Here is a 19,949-nt window from a genome sequence, read left to right as displayed (position 1 = left end):
GAATACGTATTGAGAATCAATGTTTTTATTAGCGCTTCAGGATATTGTTCTAGAAGAGCTGCAGAACGACTAGTTGCATTGGGACAAGTAAAAATTAATGGTCTAATTGCTGAAAAAAACAGCTTAGTTGAAGAAAATGATATTGTACAAGTAAATGATGAAGTGATTCAATTAACAAGTGAAAAAGACTATATCATTTTAAATAAACCTGTAGGTATTACTTGTACTGGTTTACGTACTGTTGAAGGGAATATTATCGATTTTGTAAATTATCCAAAGAGACTTTTTCCAATTGGAAGGCTAGATAAAGATTCTGAGGGACTAATTATCCTTACAAATGATGGTCCTATTGCGCATAAAATTTTACATAGTGAACATGGTCACGAAAAAGAGTATATTGTCACTGTCGATCATCCAATTGACGAAGAATTTATTAATGGCATGTCAAATGGCGTTCTCGTTGGGAATGTAGTAACAAAAAGATGTAAAGTTTCGATGATTGATGAATATACATTTCGAATTATTTTAACACAAGGTTTAAATAGACAAATTCGAAAGATGGCAAAAAGCTTTGGTTTTAAAGTCGTTAAATTACAGAGAATTCGAATTATGAATATCCAATTGGAAAATCTAGAAATAGGCAAATGGAGGAATTTAACGGAAAAAGAGTTAATTCATTTAAAAGACCAATTGAAAGAGGAAGAGTCAAATGAAAATTTTAATTGATGCAGATGGCTGTCCAGTCGTTACAGAAACAATAAACATTGCAGCTGAATTTAATATAGATGTCCTTTTATTATGTGATACTGCTCATATTATGCAAAGAGAAGGTGCAAAAACAATTGTCATTTCACAAGGCGCAGACGCTGTTGACTTTGCGTTAGTCAACCGAGTTTCAAAAGGAGATGTCATTATTACACAGGATTATGGACTTGCTGCCATGGTCTTATCAAAACAGGCATATGTACTAAATCAGAATGGCTTTCAATATACAAATGAAAATATCGATTCGTTACTACATACCCGATATGTTTCTAAGAAAATTAGAAATGCTGGTGGAAGAGTGAAGGGACCAAAAAAACGTCAAAAAGAAGATAATGCAAATTTTGAAAAAGGCTTAAGAAGTCTACTTAGTTCCATTACTTTATAGTAAAATAGTGTAGTAATTATAAAAAGTAAAAAGGAGGTAAGCATGTTATCACTAGCAAGAGAAAATCTAAAAAAGTATTTTGGTTATGAAAACTTTAGAACCGGACAAGAGCAAATTATTGAACGAGTTTTATCTGGTAAACATACCGCGGGCATTATGCCAACTGGTGGTGGAAAGTCGATCTGTTATCAAATTCCAGCGACAATTCTTCAAGGAGTAACCCTCGTCATTTCTCCTTTAATCTCTTTAATGAAAGACCAGGTAGATGCATTGCAACAAGTAGGTATACCTTCCACATTTATTAATAGTTCACTATCATATCATGAAGTAAATGAGAGAATGATGGATTTAAGTTATGGTGAATACAAAATTCTATATGTAGCTCCTGAAAGATTAGAGTCAGAGAGCTTTATAAATGAATTAAAAAAATTACCGATTTTACTTGTAGCAGTTGATGAAGCTCACTGTATTTCTTCATGGGGACATGATTTTAGACCAAGTTACTTGCGTATAAAAAACTTGATTCAAGAGCTACCAACTAATCCAACAATATTAGCTCTTACTGCCACTGCAACACCTCAAGTTAAATCAGATATTTGTAATCAATTAGGAATTAACGAGGAAACTACAATCATCACAGGTTTTGAAAGAGAAAATTTGTCATTCAAAGTCATTAGGGGACAAAATCGATTAGACTATATTTCGAATTACATAAAGCAAAATAAAAACGAATCTGGCATTATTTACGCTGCTACTAGGAAAGAAGTAGATAATGTAACAAATAAACTTTTAAAACTCGGTATTTCAGTTGGTAAATATCATGCAGGATTAAGCGATGCAGAGCGGTCAAAACAACAGGATGCATTTTTACAAGATAATATCAATGTTATGGTTGCAACAAATGCCTTTGGTATGGGAATTGATAAAAGTAATGTGCGATTTGTCATCCATTATCAAATGTCTAAAAATATGGAAAGCTATTATCAAGAAGCTGGAAGAGCGGGCAGAGATGGATTAGAAAGTGAATGCATTTTACTTTTTAATGCACAAGATGTACAAATACAAAGATTTTTAATTGAGCAATCAACCTTTGATCAATCAAGACTAAAACAAGAAATTTCGAAGCTACAATCTATGAAGGATTATAGTTATTGTGAAACCTGCTTACAGGCATTTATATTAAGATATTTTGGTGATGAAAATGATCACACCTGTGGTAAATGTAGTAATTGTATTGATCAACGAACTTCAATTGATATTACAATCGATGCCCAAATTGTTTTATCATGTATTATCCGAATGGGAGAAAGATTCGGTAAAACGATGGTTGCATCAGTTTTAACCGGTTCAACGAATAAAAAATTACTAGACTTTAATTTTAATACATTAACCACATACGGATTATTCAGAGATCGAACGCTTAAAAATGTGGGAGATTTAATTGATTATTTAACATCTGAACAATATATTGGTGTTACAAGTGGTAAATTCCCGTTATTAACAGTAACAAATAGTGGAAGGGAAGTACTATTAAATAAAGTTAAAGTAATGAAAAAAGAAGAGATTAAAGTTACTGAAACATCAACCGTAGATAATGATTTATTTAATCAATTACGTAGTTTGCGTAAAGAAATTGCTACTGAGCTTGGTGTACCACCATTTGTCGTTTTTTCTGATAGTACTTTAAGAGATTTATGTAATTTACTTCCTACAACTGAGGATGAGTTCCTAAAAGCAAAAGGTGTTGGATTACAAAAACAGCAAAAATTTGGTAAGCAATTTATAGAAGTGATTAAGAACTATAAAGAAGAAAATCAGATTGAAGAAGGGACAACAATACCAAAAGCTTCAGCAATAAAAAAAGTACCTTCTCACACAATATCCTATGAATCTTATCAAAACGGACTTACAATTTCTGAAATTGCAAAAGAAAGAGGATTAAATACAACTACAGTAGAAAATCATATTCTGCAAGGTGCAATGGAGGATCATCATTTTGATTGGGATGAAATCGTTCCATATGATATTGAAAAACAAATCAAAGAAGTAATCAATACAGTTGGAAGTGAAAAATTAAGACCAATAAAGGATGAATTACCTGCAGAGATTAGTTATTTTATGATAAAAGCAGTGCTTATGAAATCTGTAACTTAATAAAAAATTCATTAATGAGAAGAGCTTCCATGTAGAATTGGAAGCTCTTTAACTTTTAGATTATTTCTTAATAGCATTTACTTTAATTTGTTTACTTTCCTTACTTTCATTATGAAGACGATCAACTGCAGTTATTTCATAAGTATAATCTTGATCTTTAATGGCTGTTGTATCGATATATGATGTTTTCCCGTTGTCTGATTTGCGAACAGTCGTTAAGATATTTCTTGGATCATTAATGTTACCACTATGAGATCCATCAAAACGGTAAACAACATAATAGGAAACATCTTTATCGTTTGGATGAGTATTTAAAGTAAGCTGAATGCCATCATTTGTTCGAACAGCTTTATCAAATTTTGGTTTCTTTGGTGCTTGATCATCTAACCAAGGCATTGAAGGAATTAACGCTTTAGTTTTATATACATCCCCACTTAATCGATCTTTAATTCCAAGTGGATTTCGATTCAAGTCTTTAATTGAAAAATGCATACTTCCTTTTATTTCAGGAATTGTACGATTTAAAGCAATTTGATTTGGTAATTCGTCAGGCTTTGCCCACGCTTCATTGTTAGCATTAATTTTGTAATCAGCTTGTCCAATATATAAATCTACATTCTTGCCTTTAACTTCATTGGACCACCAATTTGCAAGAGTATCGTAAGCGGCTGCATCAAATCCGATATTCCAGTAAATTTGAGGTGTAATATAATCTAGATAATCTTTATTAATCCATTCTCTCGTATCTGCGAAAAGATCATCATAATTTGTTTGACCAGCTGTTGTATTTGAACCAGTAGGATCTTTTGCTATATTTCGCCAAACTCCAAATGGACTAATTCCAAATTTTACATAAGATTTCTCATTTTTAATAGAAGTATGAAGAAGTTTTACGAATTGATTAACATTGTCACGACGCCAATCATCTATATTAGCAAATTTTTCTTTACCGTATTTTTCATATGAAACTCGATCAGGGAATTCTTGACCCGCAATACGATATGGATAAAAATAATCGTCTAAATGTACTGCATCGATATCATATTTTTTTACAACTTCCATCATTCCATCAATAATAAATTGACGAGTATCAGGATTACCTGGATCAAAATATAATTGCTTTCCGTATGGAATTACCCAATCAGGATGTTTTCTTGCAGGATGATTTTCGGCTAAAGTATTTAAGTCGTCTAATGTCGCATCACCTGGTGTAGTACGTGGCATTGTAATACGATATGGATTAAACCAAGCGTGAAATTCAATATTACGTTTATGTGCTTCTTCAACCATAAATGCAAGGGGATCATAACCTGGATCTTTACCTTGTGTACCAGTTAAGAATTTAGACCAAGGACCATATTCAGAAGGATAAAAGGCATCAGCCGTCGGTTTAATTTGTACAACGACTGAATTCATCCCCATTTTTTCTACATCGTTTAATAGTTTAATAAACTCCGACTTTTGTTGCATTTCAGACAATCCAGTTGCTGATGGCCAATCAATATTTGTAACTGATGCAATCCAAGCTGCTCGTAGTTCATGCTTTGGAGGGACTGAATACTGTGAAGTAGATTCAGCTTGAACAATTTGAATTTGTTGAAATAATAGAGATGCACCTACAGTTGCAGCAATCGCATATTTTCCAAGTTTTCTTTTCTTCATAAGTGTTCCACCTTACTTTCTATTATATTAGTAGCGCTTACATACTATTAAACTACCAAAGTTGGAAAGTATTGTCTATAAAAAATGAAATAAAATTTCAAAATAATCTTAAAAATTAAGAAATTAAATTTCGGTTTATTGAAATTTTAGTGAAATCTTACCTCTATAAAACATTTTATTATTAACCGAATATAGATTGAATTGTCTAAAATTGTTAAAATAAATAAAGTAAGTATATTTGTATCTATTAAAGGTCATATAAGGAATGAACATACATAATTAATCTAAATATTATGAGACAAGAGAGGATCTAAATTTGAAAATAAGTCAATTAATTGCAAATAATATTAATAAATTAGATGCAATTTTACCCGAGAATCACTCGTTAGGAATTGCAGGATTATCTGGTTCTGGTAAAACAACTTTTTGTCAAACAATTGGTGAGGAATCAAAGAAGAGACTAGTTTCTTTATTACCAAAGGCAGAATATCAATATTTATTTCCAAACATTATGGAAACAAACTTTAGTGCGATTAAAATGGAAGAAGTGCCATTAGTACTTTTTCTTGGTAAATCTTCTATTTCTACTAATCCACGTTCTACACTTGGAACTCATACTGGTGTTTTTAAAGACATCCGTGTAAGGCTTGCAGAAATATTTAATCAATCTCCTGAAGTTTTTTCATTCAATAATGAATTAGGCTGGTGTCCTGATTGTAAAGGTCGCGGCATTACGAAAAATGTAGAATGTAAAAAATGTAAAGGAAATCGTTATAATCAAAAAGTTGAGGAATATAAAATTGAGGTATTTGAGCGACCACATTCTATTTCAGATATTAATAACTTAAGTGTAGAAACAATCTTATCTCTTGCAGATGAATTACATATTAGCGAAGCAAAACGGCACTTACTTAATAATATAATTAAAATGAATATTGGTTATTTATCATTAAATCGAATTACCGGAACTTTATCTGGTGGAGAATTAACTCGACTTTACTTAGCCGAATTTATGGCAACTAGTGAAAATACAACTATTATTATTGATGAAATTTCGGTTGGTCTTGATCATGAAACTTTAAATAGAATTTTAGATGAGATAAAAGAATTAGGATTTAAAAACCAAATATGGTTAATTGACCATTCCGATACAGTGCTAAACGCGACAGATGATCAAGTATTTTTCGGACCTGGAAGTGGTAAATATGGAGGGAAAATAGTAGAGGAATCTCCGCGACCAAAGCCTATTTATTGGGAACGAAATCAGGATATGCCAAGTGAGTATTATGAATTTAAAGATTTACATTGTCGTAATATCCAAATTCCAGAAATTCAAATCCCTAAAAATAGACTAATAACATTTACCGGTGAGTCTGGATGTGGTAAATCAACTCTTGTAAATGAGTGTATGTCTAGAGATTTTTTTAAGCGATATCCAAAAGATAAATTAGTGATGGTTGGACAGGATCGCAACCAATCAATTACGAGTCGTTCAACAGTTGCTACATTTTTAGATATAAAAAGAAAGCTAACAAAATATAGTGATGAAATTGATGATATTTTCCAACGCTCAATCGAAGATATTATTGAGGAACTTCCGAACGAAGATATCGCACATAAGCGATTAAGCTTACTAATCAAACTCGGTCTTGGCTATCTTACCTTAGAAAGAAAAACACAAACACTATCAACTGGTGAATTTCAATGTGTCCATTTAGTTTCTGAATTATTTTCGAATTCAAGAAATCCACATACACTATTCATTTTTGATGAACCGTCAAAAGGTTTATCACAAAATATTTTAAATCAATTCATCGATAGTGTTCGAGAAATTCTAAAAGATGAATCGATCACCATAATGATGATTGAACATAATGCATATATGTTAGAAAGCTCAGATTATATAGTAGATTTTGGCAAAAGAAAGATCACTCCTGTTGAACAACTAGATGTTGTCAGTCATGATGACTATTTTAATCATAAAAAAACAAATAAAGCAAAGCGTCAAACGCATATTCCATCAGCCCTTAAGGTACAAAATGGAGTTCGTTATATACAAGAAAATCATATAAATTATTTTAAAAATGCAGAAAACATCTATAAAGGTGGAATTTTAAAAAGTCTTTCATCAATGGCAAGACTTATTTATGGAGAATATGAATCTGATGCGATTGTTCCAGTTATCGCAATTGATTTAGAAAGACACTTATATAGTCAATATACATTTTTATATGAAATTGGCGGACTAATTAATCAGATTGTAGCCTCACATCCGACTAACAAAGATACAAGAAGTTTTGACTTTTATACCCAAGAAAATCATTGTCCATCCTGCTCTGGTCGTCGAGTAATAGAAAAGTTTGATATTGATGTTGTCATTCAAGACAAAAAGGTTCCATTTTGGGAAGGTTTATTACATCCTGATGTAATGGAAGTTTTAAAATATTACCAATATCCTAAATTACAATTCCTTTTTGATGAAATTAAAAAGGAACTTGGACAGGATATTAGTAAAAGCTATAATGAGATGTCTGAAGCAGAGAAACATACTTTTTTATATGGTTACTGGGATAAAACGTTTTACGACAAAGCAGGTAAGACGCAAAGATTATGGGAAGGCTTTAATATTATTATTGGAAGATATATGTCTATTTCCAAATCATCTATTAAAGAGAGTATGAAAACTTCAAAAGAACAAGTCTTATGTCCAATTTGTGATGGTACAGTATTAAACCACCGCAAAAAATTAATGTTCGGTGAATGTGATATTCGTGAAATAATAAATCAACCTGTAGATCAAGTAATTAAAACAGTTGGCCAGCTGCCAGTCTTAGAAAAAATAAAATCGATTGTAGGTGGAGACACTAACACTAATTTGACAGTAGACGCTTCATTACTTACTCGAGAGCAACAAGTTGCTTTAAAAATGCTTGAAATACAACAAGCAAGTTTTGTTGGATATGAAATAGTCTTACAAAATGCATTGCCATTTTGGGATCGTTTGAAAGCGAATATTGAAGAAATAAGCAGTAAAAACTTAGTAACAATCACTGATTTTAAAGATATATTTGAAACTAGAGAAGATATTATTGACAAATATTTCACAAATGGTAAATTCAAAAAATTAACATATGTTTATGAAGCATTTGGATATAAAAAAATTGTTACACTAATTAATAAAGTAAAAGCAAGTAATCCTTGTCCTTTCTGTAAAGGGAAAAAAGTGATCTCTGAAGATAATCTTCATGATGGGATACATAAATTAACTATTCCATGTGTTAGCTGTTTAGCTAGTGGGATTAATGAGAATGGACGTCAACAGCTTGTTGAAGGAGTAGACGTTCAAACATGGCTTACTGGTAAAGTATGTGATATTGTTCCAGATCACTTATCATCAGAAGATGTTAAAGATATTCCAATTTTTAATCGCATAAGGGAATTAAATAAAAAAGATATGATGGCAGTATATCAATGTTTGATTCAAAATAATTAACGACAAAAAAGCTCATTTCAACGAAAATTCGAAATGAGTTTTTTTGTTTTAAATATAACTTTTAATGATTAAATAAATATGTCAATATAACGGTTGGAATTGTTGGAAAACTTACATAGAATATAGTTCACAATTTATACATGGTAATAAAACAGAATATTTAGTACTATAGATTTGTAGCAAAAAGGTTTTTCTAAAAATTATTAAAAATAATAGAAGAATAATAAATCAAAAAACAATATATAAAATGAAAGTAGGAGATATGGTGAATCATTTAAATTTAGGTAGGAACTTAAAAATATCAGCGGGTTTAACAGTATTTGTAATTTTCTTGATGACATATCTTTTAAATTAATAATTGTTAATATAATAAATTAATCTATAAGCTCATTTGTAAATTACAAGTGAGTTTTTTATATTACTTTTATAACTAAAAAATTCTCTATATCATTTCATTTGTATACTAAAAAAACAGAACATACATTCTGGTGCTTTGGATATACTTATGGTAAAATTAGGTAGAGTAGAGTTGTGGTAGGTGCCTTTCTTCGCTAAGAAGGGAGGTGGTAAGGTGACTGGTTATGAGATTGCAAATTTAATTATTCAATGTGTTGGAATAACTGCAACTGTAATCTTGAGTATAATCGGTATTATCATTTCTATTAGCAAAAAAAAATAACCACCCTACCCCTCGAATGGTTGTGGTGATTATTTCTTCACTGGGATCCGAGGAAAGCAACTTTACAATTACTACTCGGAAGGGGTGTGTTCACAGCACATCCCTTTTTAGTATATTCTTTATGATTTCATTATAGTCCTTTTAGAATAATTTGACAATGAAGTTACAGTTCTTTTCGCGGTGTTTAACTAGTTTGCAATTTTTTCATTTGAATTTTGTGATACTTTTTTTGGCGAATTCAATAACAAAATTAAAGCAATACCAATAAATGTCATGAAAATTCCAATTACTTGTGTTGTTGTTGGCTTAAATCCAGTAATTACTGTGTCTAATACAATCGCAACTGCAGGATCTAAGAATGTTAAAACAGCAATCATATTAGAAGGTAAAAATCGAATATTACCAAAAAATAATGCATAAATGATGCCCGTATGTACAAATCCAATAATTAAAATAAAACTCCAGTTTTCAAGATTCAAATGCTGAAAAGAACCAAATTTTACAAAAGGGATTAATAATAGAAAGCCTAATGTTGTCTGAAGTAGTGTAGTAAAGTACGAGCTTGTTTGTGTAATTCCTTTATTTACAATCATTAAAAATCCATAAAAGATTGCAGCAAGAAATGCCCAAATTACACCAGAAGAAAGGAATTTATCAATTGTAAAATCAGAATTAATACCGGATAAAAGGATTGATCCTATAAAACTACTTAATACTCCTAGTAAAGGAACGAGTGTAATTTTTTCCTTATAAATTAAACTTCCTAATAAGAATAAAATAACTGGAGCTAAGTAATAGATTGAAATTGAGATTGTAACTGATAGATTTTCGAATGATTTAAATAAAAATACCCAGTTTAAAACTAATAAGATCCCACTAAATAACGAAAGTGTTATATCTTTCTTATTAAATGATTCTTTTTTTGCTAATCCTGAAAAATACCAGACAGAAATTAAAAATATGCTTGCAAACGCACATCTAATAAAAACTAAATCTATAGCTTTCAAACCAGTTTTAGGTGCGACGAAACCTACTGTTCCGAATGTAGCCATTGCAAAAATGATACTAATTGTCGCCTTTTTATTTACAGTCAATTTCCCCAATATGTATCACATCCGTTTCATTTGTAATCTCAATATTCTGTCAAATAAGTATATACTAAACATAACTATTATTTCAATGATATAAAATTCCTTTAACGTCTACACTAACTCAAAATTATTGACTAAGTTTTCTTTAAATTCAGTATGAAATATTAGGCAAATATTTTGTTTTCATTTATACTATAATTTGTAGTTTTAAAGAGTTTTTGGTAAAAGATTTTCAAAATACAGAGACAATAAATTTAAAATGTGTGAGGGGAATTTAAATGAATATCGTCGTAGTAAATGGTTCACCAAGAGCAAATGGTAGAACTAGATTCTTAGCAAAACAAATTGCAGAGTCTAATAATTATTCAATTTTAGATTTAGCATTTGAACAAGTTCCTCTATATAACGGAGAAGCTGAACAAAAAGAATTAGAATCAGTTAAAGCGATTAAAGAATTACTAGTTAAAGCAGATGGAATCGTGCTTTGTACGCCAGAGTACAATAATGCAATGAGTGGAGCATTAAAAAACTTAGTTGAACTTTTAGGCTCAGAGCCCTTTAAGAAAAAACCAATTTCTTTATTAGCAGTAGCTGGTGGTGGAAAAGGCGGAATTAACGCTTTAAATAATATGAGAACAGTTATTCGTGGTGTATATGGAAATGCATTACCGAAACAATTAGTCTTAGATCCAGTTGATTTCGTAAATGATACAGTTGTAAAACCAGAAGCATTTGCAAAAGTTGCTGATGTAATGGATGAATTAAAAGAATATGTACAAAAAGAAATTTTATATAAAGAATACTTAGAATCAAAATGTGCTTCTAAGTAATATATGAATGGTCCTAATCATTTGGTTAGGACCATTAAAAATAGCTTAACATTATGTTAAGCTTAGAGTAAAAATGATTTGTCATTTACATTTCGAATAGGGAAATTAACTTTATATCGTACTGCAATAATTCGAATAGCAGTTGTAATTAAAAAACAAATGTACAATGAATGTAGTTTTGAAAATTCACCATGTGTAAACAAAATTGATACCGATCCAATTATTGCTGCTATTGCATAAATTTCTTTTTGGAATACAAATGGAATTTCTCTTGCGAAAACATCACGCATGATTCCACCACCAATTCCAGTGATTAATCCCATTGAAATAATTAAAAATGAACCTTTTAAACCATAATCAATTGCTGAATACGAACCAACTGCTGTAAAAACACCAAGACCAATCGCATCAGTTATTATTAAAGTTGATTGGAACTGCAATGTACGTTGATAAAATAACCAAGTTACAATTGAAACTACTGTACTTACAATAAAATATTGAGGTTTTGCAAAAGCATTCGGTACCGTTTGACCTAAAATAATATCACGAATTAATCCCCCGCCTAACGCTGTACATGCAGCTAAAAAAACAACACCGAATAAATCTAATTTCTTTTGAATACCGACCAAAGTACCTGAAATGCTTGCAGCTATAATACCTGCATAAACAAAAACCTCGATTAATATCATTGTTTCTATCCCCTTAATTCCATTTTCATAAGATTCATTTTAGCAACAGGTAAGGCCTATTACAATATTAAAATAATTTTGTAAACGCTTCATTTAAAAAAATTTTTTCTACATAGAAAATTTACAGTTTTTTGCGTTGTTTTGACTCAAATAAATCAGTTTTGGAGGCGCTAAATTGAAAAATATTATCGAATTACAAGACGAAAAAGCATTTGTTTCAGAAATCCATGCAATAATGGTCAAATATAATATTGTCGGCTGTCAAGCAGCTGCTGTTTTTAAAGATAAACTACTTTGGTCTAATGCATTTGGTTATCGTAATTTAGCAACAAAAGAACCTGTTACAGAAAATACAATGTTTCGAATTGCTTCTATAACAAAACTATTTACAGCAACTGCAATCATGCAATTAGTTGAAAGGAATTTAATCGATTTAGATGAAGACATTAGTGTTTATCTAGGATTTAAAGTAAGAAACCCTAATTTTCCAAACAAATGCATTTCATTGAGACAAATTTTAACTCATACGTCTTCACTTAACTCAGATGATGAGTCAAGCAGTGTTTATGCAAAGTATATAAGAGAAGGACATTCAAACTTTTCGTTACATCTAACAGATTTACTTAATGAAAATGGAGAATATTATACAAAGGAAATTTGGGGGAATTGGAAACCAGGAGATAAAACTCAATGGGTGTATTCAAACATTGGTGCCATCATATGTGGAGCAATTATAGAAAAAGTTACTAGAAAGCGATTTGACCAATATATTGAATTAAATATATTTGAACCTTTAAAGATGAAAAATGTAGCTTTCTCATATTCAAATATTAATAAAAACCATGAACTGGCAAATCTTTATGAAATAAATAAAGATACACAGGATTATAAAATTACGATCAATGATGTAAATCAAAAAGAATATGAGAAAACCCACTGGGATCAATATAGTATAGGTAATCACGGAGGTTTATTTGAACCACAAGGGGGACTTAGGACAACAGCGGTTGAATTAAGTAAATTTTTAAGAGCACATATGTTGGATGGGAGTCTAAATGGAAAACAAATTCTAGAACCAAAAACATCAAAATTAATGAAATTAATTCAATGGTCTAGAGTAGAAAAAAATCATTTTTTTCATAAAATGGGGCTTGGTTTTCATATTAGTCACGATTTCTTACCAAATTATGATGAGATGATCGGTCATGCAGGTGAAGCATACGGATTAATCAGCAATTTATATTGGCATGACGAAAAACAATTTGGGATCATATTTATTTTGAATGGATGTCAGTTTGATTTAAACCCGAATACTAGACTTGAAGTAGAGAAAGAATTAGCAGAAGTTATCTATAAACATGTTATCGAAAGTTATATAGAAAATCAGATTTATTAATTACAAAGCCTGGCGGAATCACATTATCAGAAAGTATTGCTTGTAGTTTACCGACGATTCTATATAAACCAACACCTGGTCAAGAGAAAGAGAATTCACGAATATTTGAAAATGCGGGCGCTTCTGTTACAGTAAAATCAATTCAAGAGTTGACATTTTATCTTAATCGAATTCATTTTAAGGCAAATTGTTTGGAACAAATGAAATCTTCATTAACTCGATTAAATAAAGGTTTTAGCGTACAGTTAATTGTTAATGATATTTTTAGTTCAATTTCTAATAATTTTAATAGAGGCTGCCCTAAAAGTCTTATAAAATGACTTTTGGTCAGTCTTTTTTGTTTGTATATGAGGCAATTTCACAAAATGTTCAATCGAGTAAAAATAAAAGATCGATTTAAATGATAAAATTTCCTTGCAGGTACAACAAATAAATTAGTCATTTAAACAGATTAAAAAGAGAGAGCGGATCCACTCACCCTGGATGTATAGACTATTCATCAAGCATGACAAATTGATATTGCTTTGTTAAACAGTGTAATATATAGCTTTCTAACGCTTTAATTGTATGTCTAGGTGCTTCCTCATCTGCACCAACTGTATCCCCATTGTCATGTAATAAAATAATCGAACCTGGTCTTGTTTTGTAATTTAAGCGGTTTAATTCCCTTTACTTCCATGCTTACTACTCCAATCATTTGCCATGACAAACCATAAAATAATCCGGTTTTTTTTTTTGAAATAGGAGCGGTAGTGAAACAAGCCCCCATGATGGACGATAATATAGTGGATCATAATTTATTAATTGTAGGTAATTAATAGAAGGTAATATTATGATGAAATAAGATTAATCTAACTTTTTTTACTAAATAAAGGATAGAAGGATGGTGATAAATTGAGAAAGATTATTTCAATACAGGGTGGAATGGCTGGAGGAAAAACGACTTTAGCGAAAGCATTAGAAAATCAACTTAAAAATTTTAAAGTAAAATATGAAAACCCTTATCCAATTGTTAATAACAGGAATAATTTAAAGCTTGATCTACATACACTAGAGGGGTTTGTTAAAAATCAGCGAATGTTTATCGAGGCAGAAATTAAGCGTTACATTCATTTAAGCAACGATCATATCATTTTAGATCGAGGTCCTGAAGATATCGAATTCTACACACTCTTTTTTCCGATCGCGAACGGTTATTCATGGGATATAGAAAATTTGTTAAAAGATGAATTAACTCAGCTAAGAAAGTGCAGGTCTGATTTGATTATTTACTTAGATGCTGAAATCAAAACGCTTGAAACAAGAAGAGAAAATGATTGGTCAAAACGAAGAAATTCATTTGAACAAAATATGAAATTATATAAATATGAAAAGAATTGGTATAAACAATTTAATACAAAGTTGATAGATGTAAATGAAAAAGATGTTATTGAAGTAGAAAAAACGGTTATACAATTTTTATCGGAGAATGATCTTATATAATAAATACATATGATTGCCACATTAGCAAAAAGGGATTAACCTATAAGTATAGAATATTTACTCTATACGAATCTTATAATCCATTTTTTACTAGTATAGTTTAACAAACAAAGTTGAAAACAAAATATTTTTTGTTTTAATAAAAATTTTTGAGGTGAATAAAATGATCGTAGTTACAACTGAAAAGATTGAAGGATATAAATTAGTTGAGGTAAAGGGACCAGTATTTGGCGTAATTGTTCGTAGTAGAGGATTAGGTGGCGATATTCTTGCTGGTCTAAAAAGTCTTGTCGGTGGAGAAATCAAACAATACACTGCAATGCTTGAGGATGCTAGAAAAGAAGCGATGGATCGAATGACTAAAAACGCTAGTGAAATGGATGCAAATGCAATTATTATGATGCGCTTTGATTCAGGTGAAATTGGTCAAAACATGAGTGAAATTGTCGCTTATGGAACAGCAGTAGTGATAGAGAAAATATAGTGGAAACATTTATTTTCGGATTTTATGGAATTCAGATTTTATTTCTTATTATTTGTTTATTGCTGGGTTATTTTATCTACGATAAACGATCCAATCGTAATCATGGAAATCAAATTCCAGACGGCTTTCAACGAACTAACGAAGTTAACATTGATCCCGTAACAGGCGAGAAAACAAGAGTTTACTATAATCCAGATTCAGGTGAACGTTTTTATAAAAGAGAAAAGTAAATGCAACTATAAAAAACGCCCTTCTTTGGGCGTTTCAGTATGTAGACTAAGTTTCAAGTGTTTGGTTTTTTATTCTGCAATTAAACTTTAAACCTATTTCATTGTTGAACCGATTAATTCAAGCATATCAGCAAAATCAAAAGGTGATTTTGATTTTACTGTTTCGGCAAATTGTGATACAAGTTTTAATGTTTCTATGCTTTCAACGGGATGATGGCCTGCAGCACTTTCAGCTGATAACATGACTGCATTCGTTCCATCCATCACAGCTTGAAATACATCAGTTACTTCAGCTCTCGTAGGTAATGAATGATCAACCATTGATTGTAGCATTTGAGTTGCGGTAATTACATAAGTCCCCGATGAATTACATTCATGAATCATTGCTCCTTGTAATAGAGGAATCCATTGATAAGGAAGTTCAACACCTAAATCGCCACGAGCAATCATAATTGCATCAGTTTCTTTAATAATTTCTTGGAAATTTTTTATAGCTTCGATAGTTTCTATTTTTGCTATTAATCGCGGTTTTTTCTCACTTTTTGATTGCATAAAGCTTCTTATTTCTTGTAAATGCGATGCTCGTCGAATAAACGAGCAAGCAATAAAGTCTAAACCTTCTTGCAAAATAAATTCAATGTCATTAAGGTCTTTATCAGTAATAGCGGGTAAACTTGTCACAACACCTGGCAAATTAACTCCTTTATGCGAAGAAATTTCCCCGCCATTTTTGACAGATGTGACGATCTTATTTTGCTCGACATTTTCAACTAATAATTCAACTCCGCCATCATTAATTAAAATTCGATTTCCTTTTTTTATATCGTTTATTAAGCCTTTATAATCAACACTCGCTTGATTTTGATCACCTGTCATTTCATCGATTAAGAGTGTAAAGGTTTGATTAGTTTCCAGAATAATTTTTTCACCTTCAATTTTTCCTAATCGAATTTTTGGACCTTGGAGGTCTCCTAAAATTTTGATTTCTTTTCCTGTTTCTAAACTGATTGCTCTTATTAAATCAATCACATTTTTATGACTTTCATGCGTTCCATGCGAAAAGTTCAACCTAGCAATCGTCATACCATGCTCAATCAATTCAGACAGTACTTTTTTATCAAAACTAGCTGGCCCAATCGTACAAATTCGATCAATTGTCATATCTATCGCCTCCATTTACTGGAATTATTATGCCCAAGAAATAGTAGAAGAATCTGATTGTTTTTCTGAAGTGTACTTTAGATGTTTTATCTTTTAAAAGATTATTTGAGAGGACGAGAAAATGATTAACTATTCAGGAACACCTATACTAGAAACAGAACGATTAATTCTTAGAAAAGTAGAGCATAAAGATTCACAAAGTATATTTAACAACTGGCTTTCTGATGATCGGGTGATGGATAATTTAATAAAGGGAGCACATAAATCCATTGAAGAAACGATTGAAAGAGTTAATGAAATAGTAAAAAATTATACCTCAAAGGAGTTTTGTTATTGGGGCATCGAATTGAAATCGACGAGTGAACTAATAGGCGCAATCGATTTTTATAATTTTGATAATGCTACTGAAAATTGTGAAGTTGGTTATTGCCTTGGATACAATTGGTGGAATCAAGGCTATGGGACTGAAGCTTTAAAGGCAGTTCTAGAATATGGGTTTAGACAGATGAATATTCACAAAATTTCTGCGGCACATAATACTGATAATCCTGCTTCAGGTAAAATTTTGGAAAAGGTTCGTATGAATAAAGAAGGAATCATCCGACATATGATTCGTAATTCTAAAAATCAATATAAAGATTGTGCTATATATGGAATGCTCCAGGATGATTATCTAAATTAATCATAATTTCTATATTTTGACATTTTTCTACTTTGAATAAAGGAATTCAAATAACAAATAAAGAATAATACTAATTGATTAAAATCTAGTGTGAGGTGAATCTAACGGTGATTAAACAAAAAGAATTAAAAGTTGTAATTGGAGCAGGGGAATATAACAATAATCCAAATTGGATTCAAACTCAAGAAGAAGAGCTTAACTTATTAGATCAGTCTACTTGGGAAAGTAAATTTGAAAAAAATTCAATCACAGCTATTTTAGCTGAACATGTTTGGGAACATCTTACATATGAAGAAGGCATAGAGTCTGCTAAAATTTGTTATGAATATTTAAAACCATCAGGCTATATTCGCTGTGCGGTACCAGATGGATTTTTTAATGATGAAACGTATCAAAATATCGTTAAAGTTGGTGGACCAGGTCCAAAAGATCATCCTGCTGCAAGCCATAAAATAGTCTATAACTTTAAAACACTAGTTAACATGTTTGAAACAGCGGGTTTTGAAGTTAATCTACTAGAATATTGTGATGAAGAAGGCAATTTTCAAGCGAACGATTGGGAAGGTAAAGATGGTGTTATTTTCCGTTCAAAAAAATATGATCCAAGAAATCATGGAGAGAAAGTCTTATTCCCTTCAATAATAGTAGACGCAGTAAAACTTTAATTTAATAATCATTCCAATAAGTATCAAATTTTTAGGACTTTGTCAACACACTAAAAGAACTGAAGCTCCACTTCAGTTCTTTTAGTCATTTTTACTAATATATCATAATATCCCTAATTGCTTTTGTAATACGATCGATTTGACCTTGAAACATCATTGAGGGAATAAAAATTGATTCTTCGGGATGGTTAATGACAATAAAAGCACTATGCGAAGGAGTTTCCTTATAACGATATTGTAAATTTACTCGTGTAATATGATGAGCTGGAATCGTCCGCTTAAAGCCCCAATGTTCGTATGTCACGCCATTTTCGTTAATCCTAATCACCATACTATGAATATAACCGATATAAACTAAGAAGATTAACCCAACAGTAGCCATTATAATATATGACTTTATCGTATTAGGAAATCCATGTTCATTTACATAAAAAAGTAAAGAGCCCATACAAATCATAAACAAGATTGAAACTAAAAAATTGGAAAGTCTACCACTGCTACGAAATTCCATTTTTGATACACCTCTTTCATATTAATATAGTTTAAGCAAAAACTTTTAATATTAAAGGTAAGATGATATCTTTCATATGATTTGTATTTAGAATTTCCATTAATGTGGCATTGCCACAATCAGAAACTTAACATGAAATACAATTTATCCAAATTTGAAAATTGATATAAAAGGTAGGGGTTAAAATATGAAAATACAACCTCAAAATTTTAAGATTAATGGTCTTCAATATGTTATTAGACCTGCATTAATTCATGATGCAAAACAATTATCTAGTTTGAGAGTACAAATTGATGGTGAAACAGAAAATTTAGACAGAGAAGCAGGAGAGGCATTTATTGACATTAAAGGCTTTGAAGAACTAATTATTTCAGATAAGGAAAGTGTAAAAAATTTATTTCTAGTTGCTGAGGCTCAAGATAAAATAGTAGGCTTTTCTAGATGTGAAGGTAATCAATTAAAGAGACTTTCGCATAAAGTAGAATTTGGTGTGTGTGTCTTAAAAGATTATTGGGGACACGGAATCGGAAAGAATTTATTAAAAGCATCGATTTCCTTTGCAGACACTAATGAAATTCATAAAATTAGTTTAAGTGTTTTAGAAACAAATGAAACAGCAATTAATCTTTATGAAAAGCTAGGCTTTGAAATTGAAGGGGTATTAAAAAACGATAAGTTACTTTCTGATGGGAATTTTTACAACACGATCTTAATGGGAAGGTTTAAAAAATAAATTTCTAAAAGTCAATAAGCTGAATGGTTCCTATTTATTTGATATTGAATTTAATAGGAACAATCTATCAAAAGTTACATTTTAACTATTATAAAATGAATTTTCAGAAAAATCTAGAGTGCAATTTTTTCATAGCATAAATATTCGAATTAATTGATTAAAAGATACTTTATGAGTCTTTGTATAAAGTTGATTCTCGAGTTCAGTATGAGATAGCGCACTATGTACTTTTACAAAAGAAAATAAAGTTCTATAATTAAATCATTAAAAATTGTTTGGAGGGTTTAAATTGACATCAGAACAAGTCATACCGTTTATATCAGAGCAAAGGATTACTCCATTTCTTACTTTTCGCGGCAATGCTGAAGAAGCAATGAATTATTATGTTCGTACTTTTCCTAATTCAAAAATTGTATCACTTAGAAGAATTACAAATAATGACAGAGGTGTAGAAGGAAAAATCCTGAATGGCATCATTGAAATTTTAGGTCAGAATTTTATGGTTTTAGATATGGAACAAGAATCTTGTCCAAAATTTACTTGGGCTGTTTCATTTTACATAGAATGCAATGACGATGCGGAGTTCGATCTAATTTTTAATGGGTTGAAGAGTGAGGGGCAAGTGCTCATGGGACCAGTAGAAATGTATGATTTTAGTAAAGCAACCTGGGTTACTGATTGTTTTGGTGTTACTTGGCAACTAGTGTTAAGAAAAAGAAAATCTTAAATCTTCAGAAATTAGTTTTGAACTATTCAATCATCTGTAATTAAATTTCAGTTTAATGTAGAAGCAGTCGCTTTAGATTCAGGTTATCTTACAAGTCCAATCTGTAAAGGATTAACTGAGAGAAAAATAT

Annotated in this window: 17 protein-coding genes; 12 read left to right on the top strand and 5 right to left on the bottom strand. The window is 30.8% G+C overall.

Annotated features, from left to right (window positions below):
- Window positions 1-9 precede the first annotated feature (9 nt).
- From COC46_RS16680 to recQ, 3 genes are read left to right on the top strand one after another with little or no spacing between them, the layout of a single operon-like run.
- Complete coding sequence (locus COC46_RS16680; RefSeq protein WP_098811045.1) at window positions 10-726, top strand: pseudouridine synthase; 717 nt, start codon at window positions 10-12, stop codon at window positions 724-726.
- Window positions 710-1,150, top strand: a complete 441-nt coding sequence (locus COC46_RS16675; protein WP_098811044.1) for a YaiI/YqxD family protein — start codon at window positions 710-712, stop codon at window positions 1,148-1,150. The genes COC46_RS16680 and COC46_RS16675 overlap by 17 nt, the downstream gene beginning before the upstream one ends.
- A 42-nt stretch (window positions 1,151-1,192) precedes the next feature.
- Entirely contained in the window at window positions 1,193-3,304 is a 2,112-nt protein-coding gene (gene recQ / locus COC46_RS16670) for a DNA helicase RecQ (RefSeq protein WP_098811043.1), read from the top strand.
- 60 nt (window positions 3,305-3,364) lie between these two features.
- Here recQ and COC46_RS16665 read toward each other — a convergent pair whose 3' ends face one another.
- The gene (locus COC46_RS16665; protein WP_098811042.1) at window positions 3,365-4,966 is read right to left on the bottom strand and encodes a glycoside hydrolase family 10-like protein; all 1,602 of its coding nucleotides are present in this window, start codon (window positions 4,964-4,966) and stop codon (window positions 3,365-3,367) included.
- A gap of 316 nt (window positions 4,967-5,282) precedes the next feature.
- Here COC46_RS16665 and COC46_RS16660 point away from each other — a divergent pair, with 316 nt between their 5' ends.
- Complete coding sequence (locus COC46_RS16660; RefSeq protein ID WP_098811041.1) at window positions 5,283-8,459, top strand: ATP-binding cassette domain-containing protein; 3,177 nt, start codon at window positions 5,283-5,285, stop codon at window positions 8,457-8,459.
- A gap of 867 nt (window positions 8,460-9,326) precedes the next feature.
- Here COC46_RS16660 and COC46_RS16655 read toward each other — a convergent pair.
- Entirely contained in the window at window positions 9,327-10,241 is a 915-nt protein-coding gene (locus COC46_RS16655; protein ID WP_255294943.1) for a DMT family transporter, read from the bottom strand.
- A 266-nt stretch (window positions 10,242-10,507) separates the two neighbouring features.
- On the opposite strand from COC46_RS16655, the gene COC46_RS16650 reads away from it, so the two are divergent.
- Complete coding sequence (locus tag COC46_RS16650; protein ID WP_098811040.1) at window positions 10,508-11,059, top strand: NADPH-dependent FMN reductase; 552 nt, start codon at window positions 10,508-10,510, stop codon at window positions 11,057-11,059.
- A 62-nt stretch (window positions 11,060-11,121) separates the two neighbouring features.
- Here the strand turns inward: COC46_RS16650 and COC46_RS16645 are convergent, their stop codons facing one another.
- Entirely contained in the window at window positions 11,122-11,748 is a 627-nt protein-coding gene (locus COC46_RS16645) for a trimeric intracellular cation channel family protein (RefSeq protein ID WP_098811039.1), read from the bottom strand.
- A gap of 175 nt (window positions 11,749-11,923) precedes the next feature.
- Between COC46_RS16645 and COC46_RS16640 the strand changes: the two genes are divergently transcribed.
- The 3 genes from COC46_RS16640 to COC46_RS16630 all read left to right on the top strand — a co-directional run bounded on the left by COC46_RS16640 (window position 11,924) and on the right by COC46_RS16630 (window position 15,110).
- Entirely contained in the window at window positions 11,924-13,144 is a 1,221-nt protein-coding gene (locus COC46_RS16640; RefSeq protein ID WP_098811038.1) for a serine hydrolase domain-containing protein, read from the top strand.
- A gap of 894 nt (window positions 13,145-14,038) precedes the next feature.
- Entirely contained in the window at window positions 14,039-14,626 is a 588-nt protein-coding gene (locus COC46_RS16635; protein WP_255294942.1) for an AAA family ATPase, read from the top strand.
- Window positions 14,627-14,789: 163 nt separating this feature from the next.
- Window positions 14,790-15,110 carry a YbjQ family protein gene (locus tag COC46_RS16630; protein WP_098811037.1) on the top strand — a complete coding sequence of 107 codons (321 nt, stop codon included), beginning with the start codon at window positions 14,790-14,792 and terminating at the stop codon, window positions 15,108-15,110.
- Between the two features lie 323 nt (window positions 15,111-15,433).
- Here COC46_RS16630 and COC46_RS16620 read toward each other — a convergent pair whose 3' ends face one another.
- Entirely contained in the window at window positions 15,434-16,501 is a 1,068-nt protein-coding gene (locus COC46_RS16620; protein ID WP_098811035.1) for a pyruvate kinase, read from the bottom strand.
- A gap of 121 nt (window positions 16,502-16,622) precedes the next feature.
- Between COC46_RS16620 and COC46_RS16615 the strand changes: the two genes are divergently transcribed.
- Window positions 16,623-17,183, top strand: a complete 561-nt coding sequence (locus tag COC46_RS16615) for a GNAT family N-acetyltransferase (RefSeq protein ID WP_098811034.1) — start codon at window positions 16,623-16,625, stop codon at window positions 17,181-17,183.
- Window positions 17,184-17,290: 107 nt separating this feature from the next.
- Window positions 17,291-17,848 (top strand): class I SAM-dependent methyltransferase, encoded by a 558-nt coding sequence (locus tag COC46_RS16610; RefSeq protein WP_369700063.1) that lies wholly within the window; start codon window positions 17,291-17,293, stop codon window positions 17,846-17,848.
- 94 nt (window positions 17,849-17,942) lie between these two features.
- On the opposite strand, the gene COC46_RS16605 is transcribed toward COC46_RS16610, so the two are convergent.
- Complete coding sequence (locus COC46_RS16605) at window positions 17,943-18,359, bottom strand: hypothetical protein (protein WP_098811032.1); 417 nt, start codon at window positions 18,357-18,359, stop codon at window positions 17,943-17,945.
- A 187-nt stretch (window positions 18,360-18,546) separates the two neighbouring features.
- Between COC46_RS16605 and COC46_RS16600 the strand changes: the two genes are divergently transcribed.
- Together COC46_RS16600 and COC46_RS16595 are read left to right on the top strand one after the other, a co-directional pair.
- Entirely contained in the window at window positions 18,547-19,092 is a 546-nt protein-coding gene (locus COC46_RS16600) for a GNAT family N-acetyltransferase (RefSeq protein ID WP_098811031.1), read from the top strand.
- Between the two features lie 289 nt (window positions 19,093-19,381).
- Entirely contained in the window at window positions 19,382-19,819 is a 438-nt protein-coding gene (locus tag COC46_RS16595; RefSeq protein WP_218012471.1) for a VOC family protein, read from the top strand.
- Window positions 19,820-19,949: the final 130 nt, after the last annotated feature.

Origin of the sequence: Bacillus sp. AFS041924 (genome assembly GCF_002577195.1) — a bacterium.
GTDB lineage: Bacteria > Bacillota > Bacilli > Bacillales > Bacillaceae_G > Gottfriedia.
The sequence above is the reverse complement of the archived record's forward strand: the minus strand, read 5'-3'. Positions and strand labels throughout refer to the sequence as shown.

Excerpts from the sequence above, each read along its gene's own strand:
- COC46_RS16675 (WP_098811044.1), top strand. The coding sequence starts at position 710 with ATGAAAATTTTAATTGATGCAGATGGCTGTCCAGTCGTTACAGAAACA.
- recQ (WP_098811043.1), top strand. The coding sequence starts at position 1,193 with ATGTTATCACTAGCAAGAGAAAATCTAAAAAAGTATTTTGGTTATGAA.
- COC46_RS16665 (WP_098811042.1), bottom strand. The coding sequence starts at position 4,966 with ATGAAGAAAAGAAAACTTGGAAAATATGCGATTGCTGCAACTGTAGGT.
- COC46_RS16650 (WP_098811040.1), top strand. The coding sequence starts at position 10,508 with ATGAATATCGTCGTAGTAAATGGTTCACCAAGAGCAAATGGTAGAACT.
- COC46_RS16645 (WP_098811039.1), bottom strand. The coding sequence starts at position 11,748 with ATGATATTAATCGAGGTTTTTGTTTATGCAGGTATTATAGCTGCAAGC.
- COC46_RS16630 (WP_098811037.1), top strand. The coding sequence starts at position 14,790 with ATGATCGTAGTTACAACTGAAAAGATTGAAGGATATAAATTAGTTGAG.
- COC46_RS16620 (WP_098811035.1), bottom strand. The coding sequence starts at position 16,501 with ATGACAATTGATCGAATTTGTACGATTGGGCCAGCTAGTTTTGATAAA.
- COC46_RS16615 (WP_098811034.1), top strand. The coding sequence starts at position 16,623 with ATGATTAACTATTCAGGAACACCTATACTAGAAACAGAACGATTAATT.
- COC46_RS16605 (WP_098811032.1), bottom strand. The coding sequence starts at position 18,359 with ATGGAATTTCGTAGCAGTGGTAGACTTTCCAATTTTTTAGTTTCAATC.
- COC46_RS16600 (WP_098811031.1), top strand. The coding sequence starts at position 18,547 with ATGAAAATACAACCTCAAAATTTTAAGATTAATGGTCTTCAATATGTT.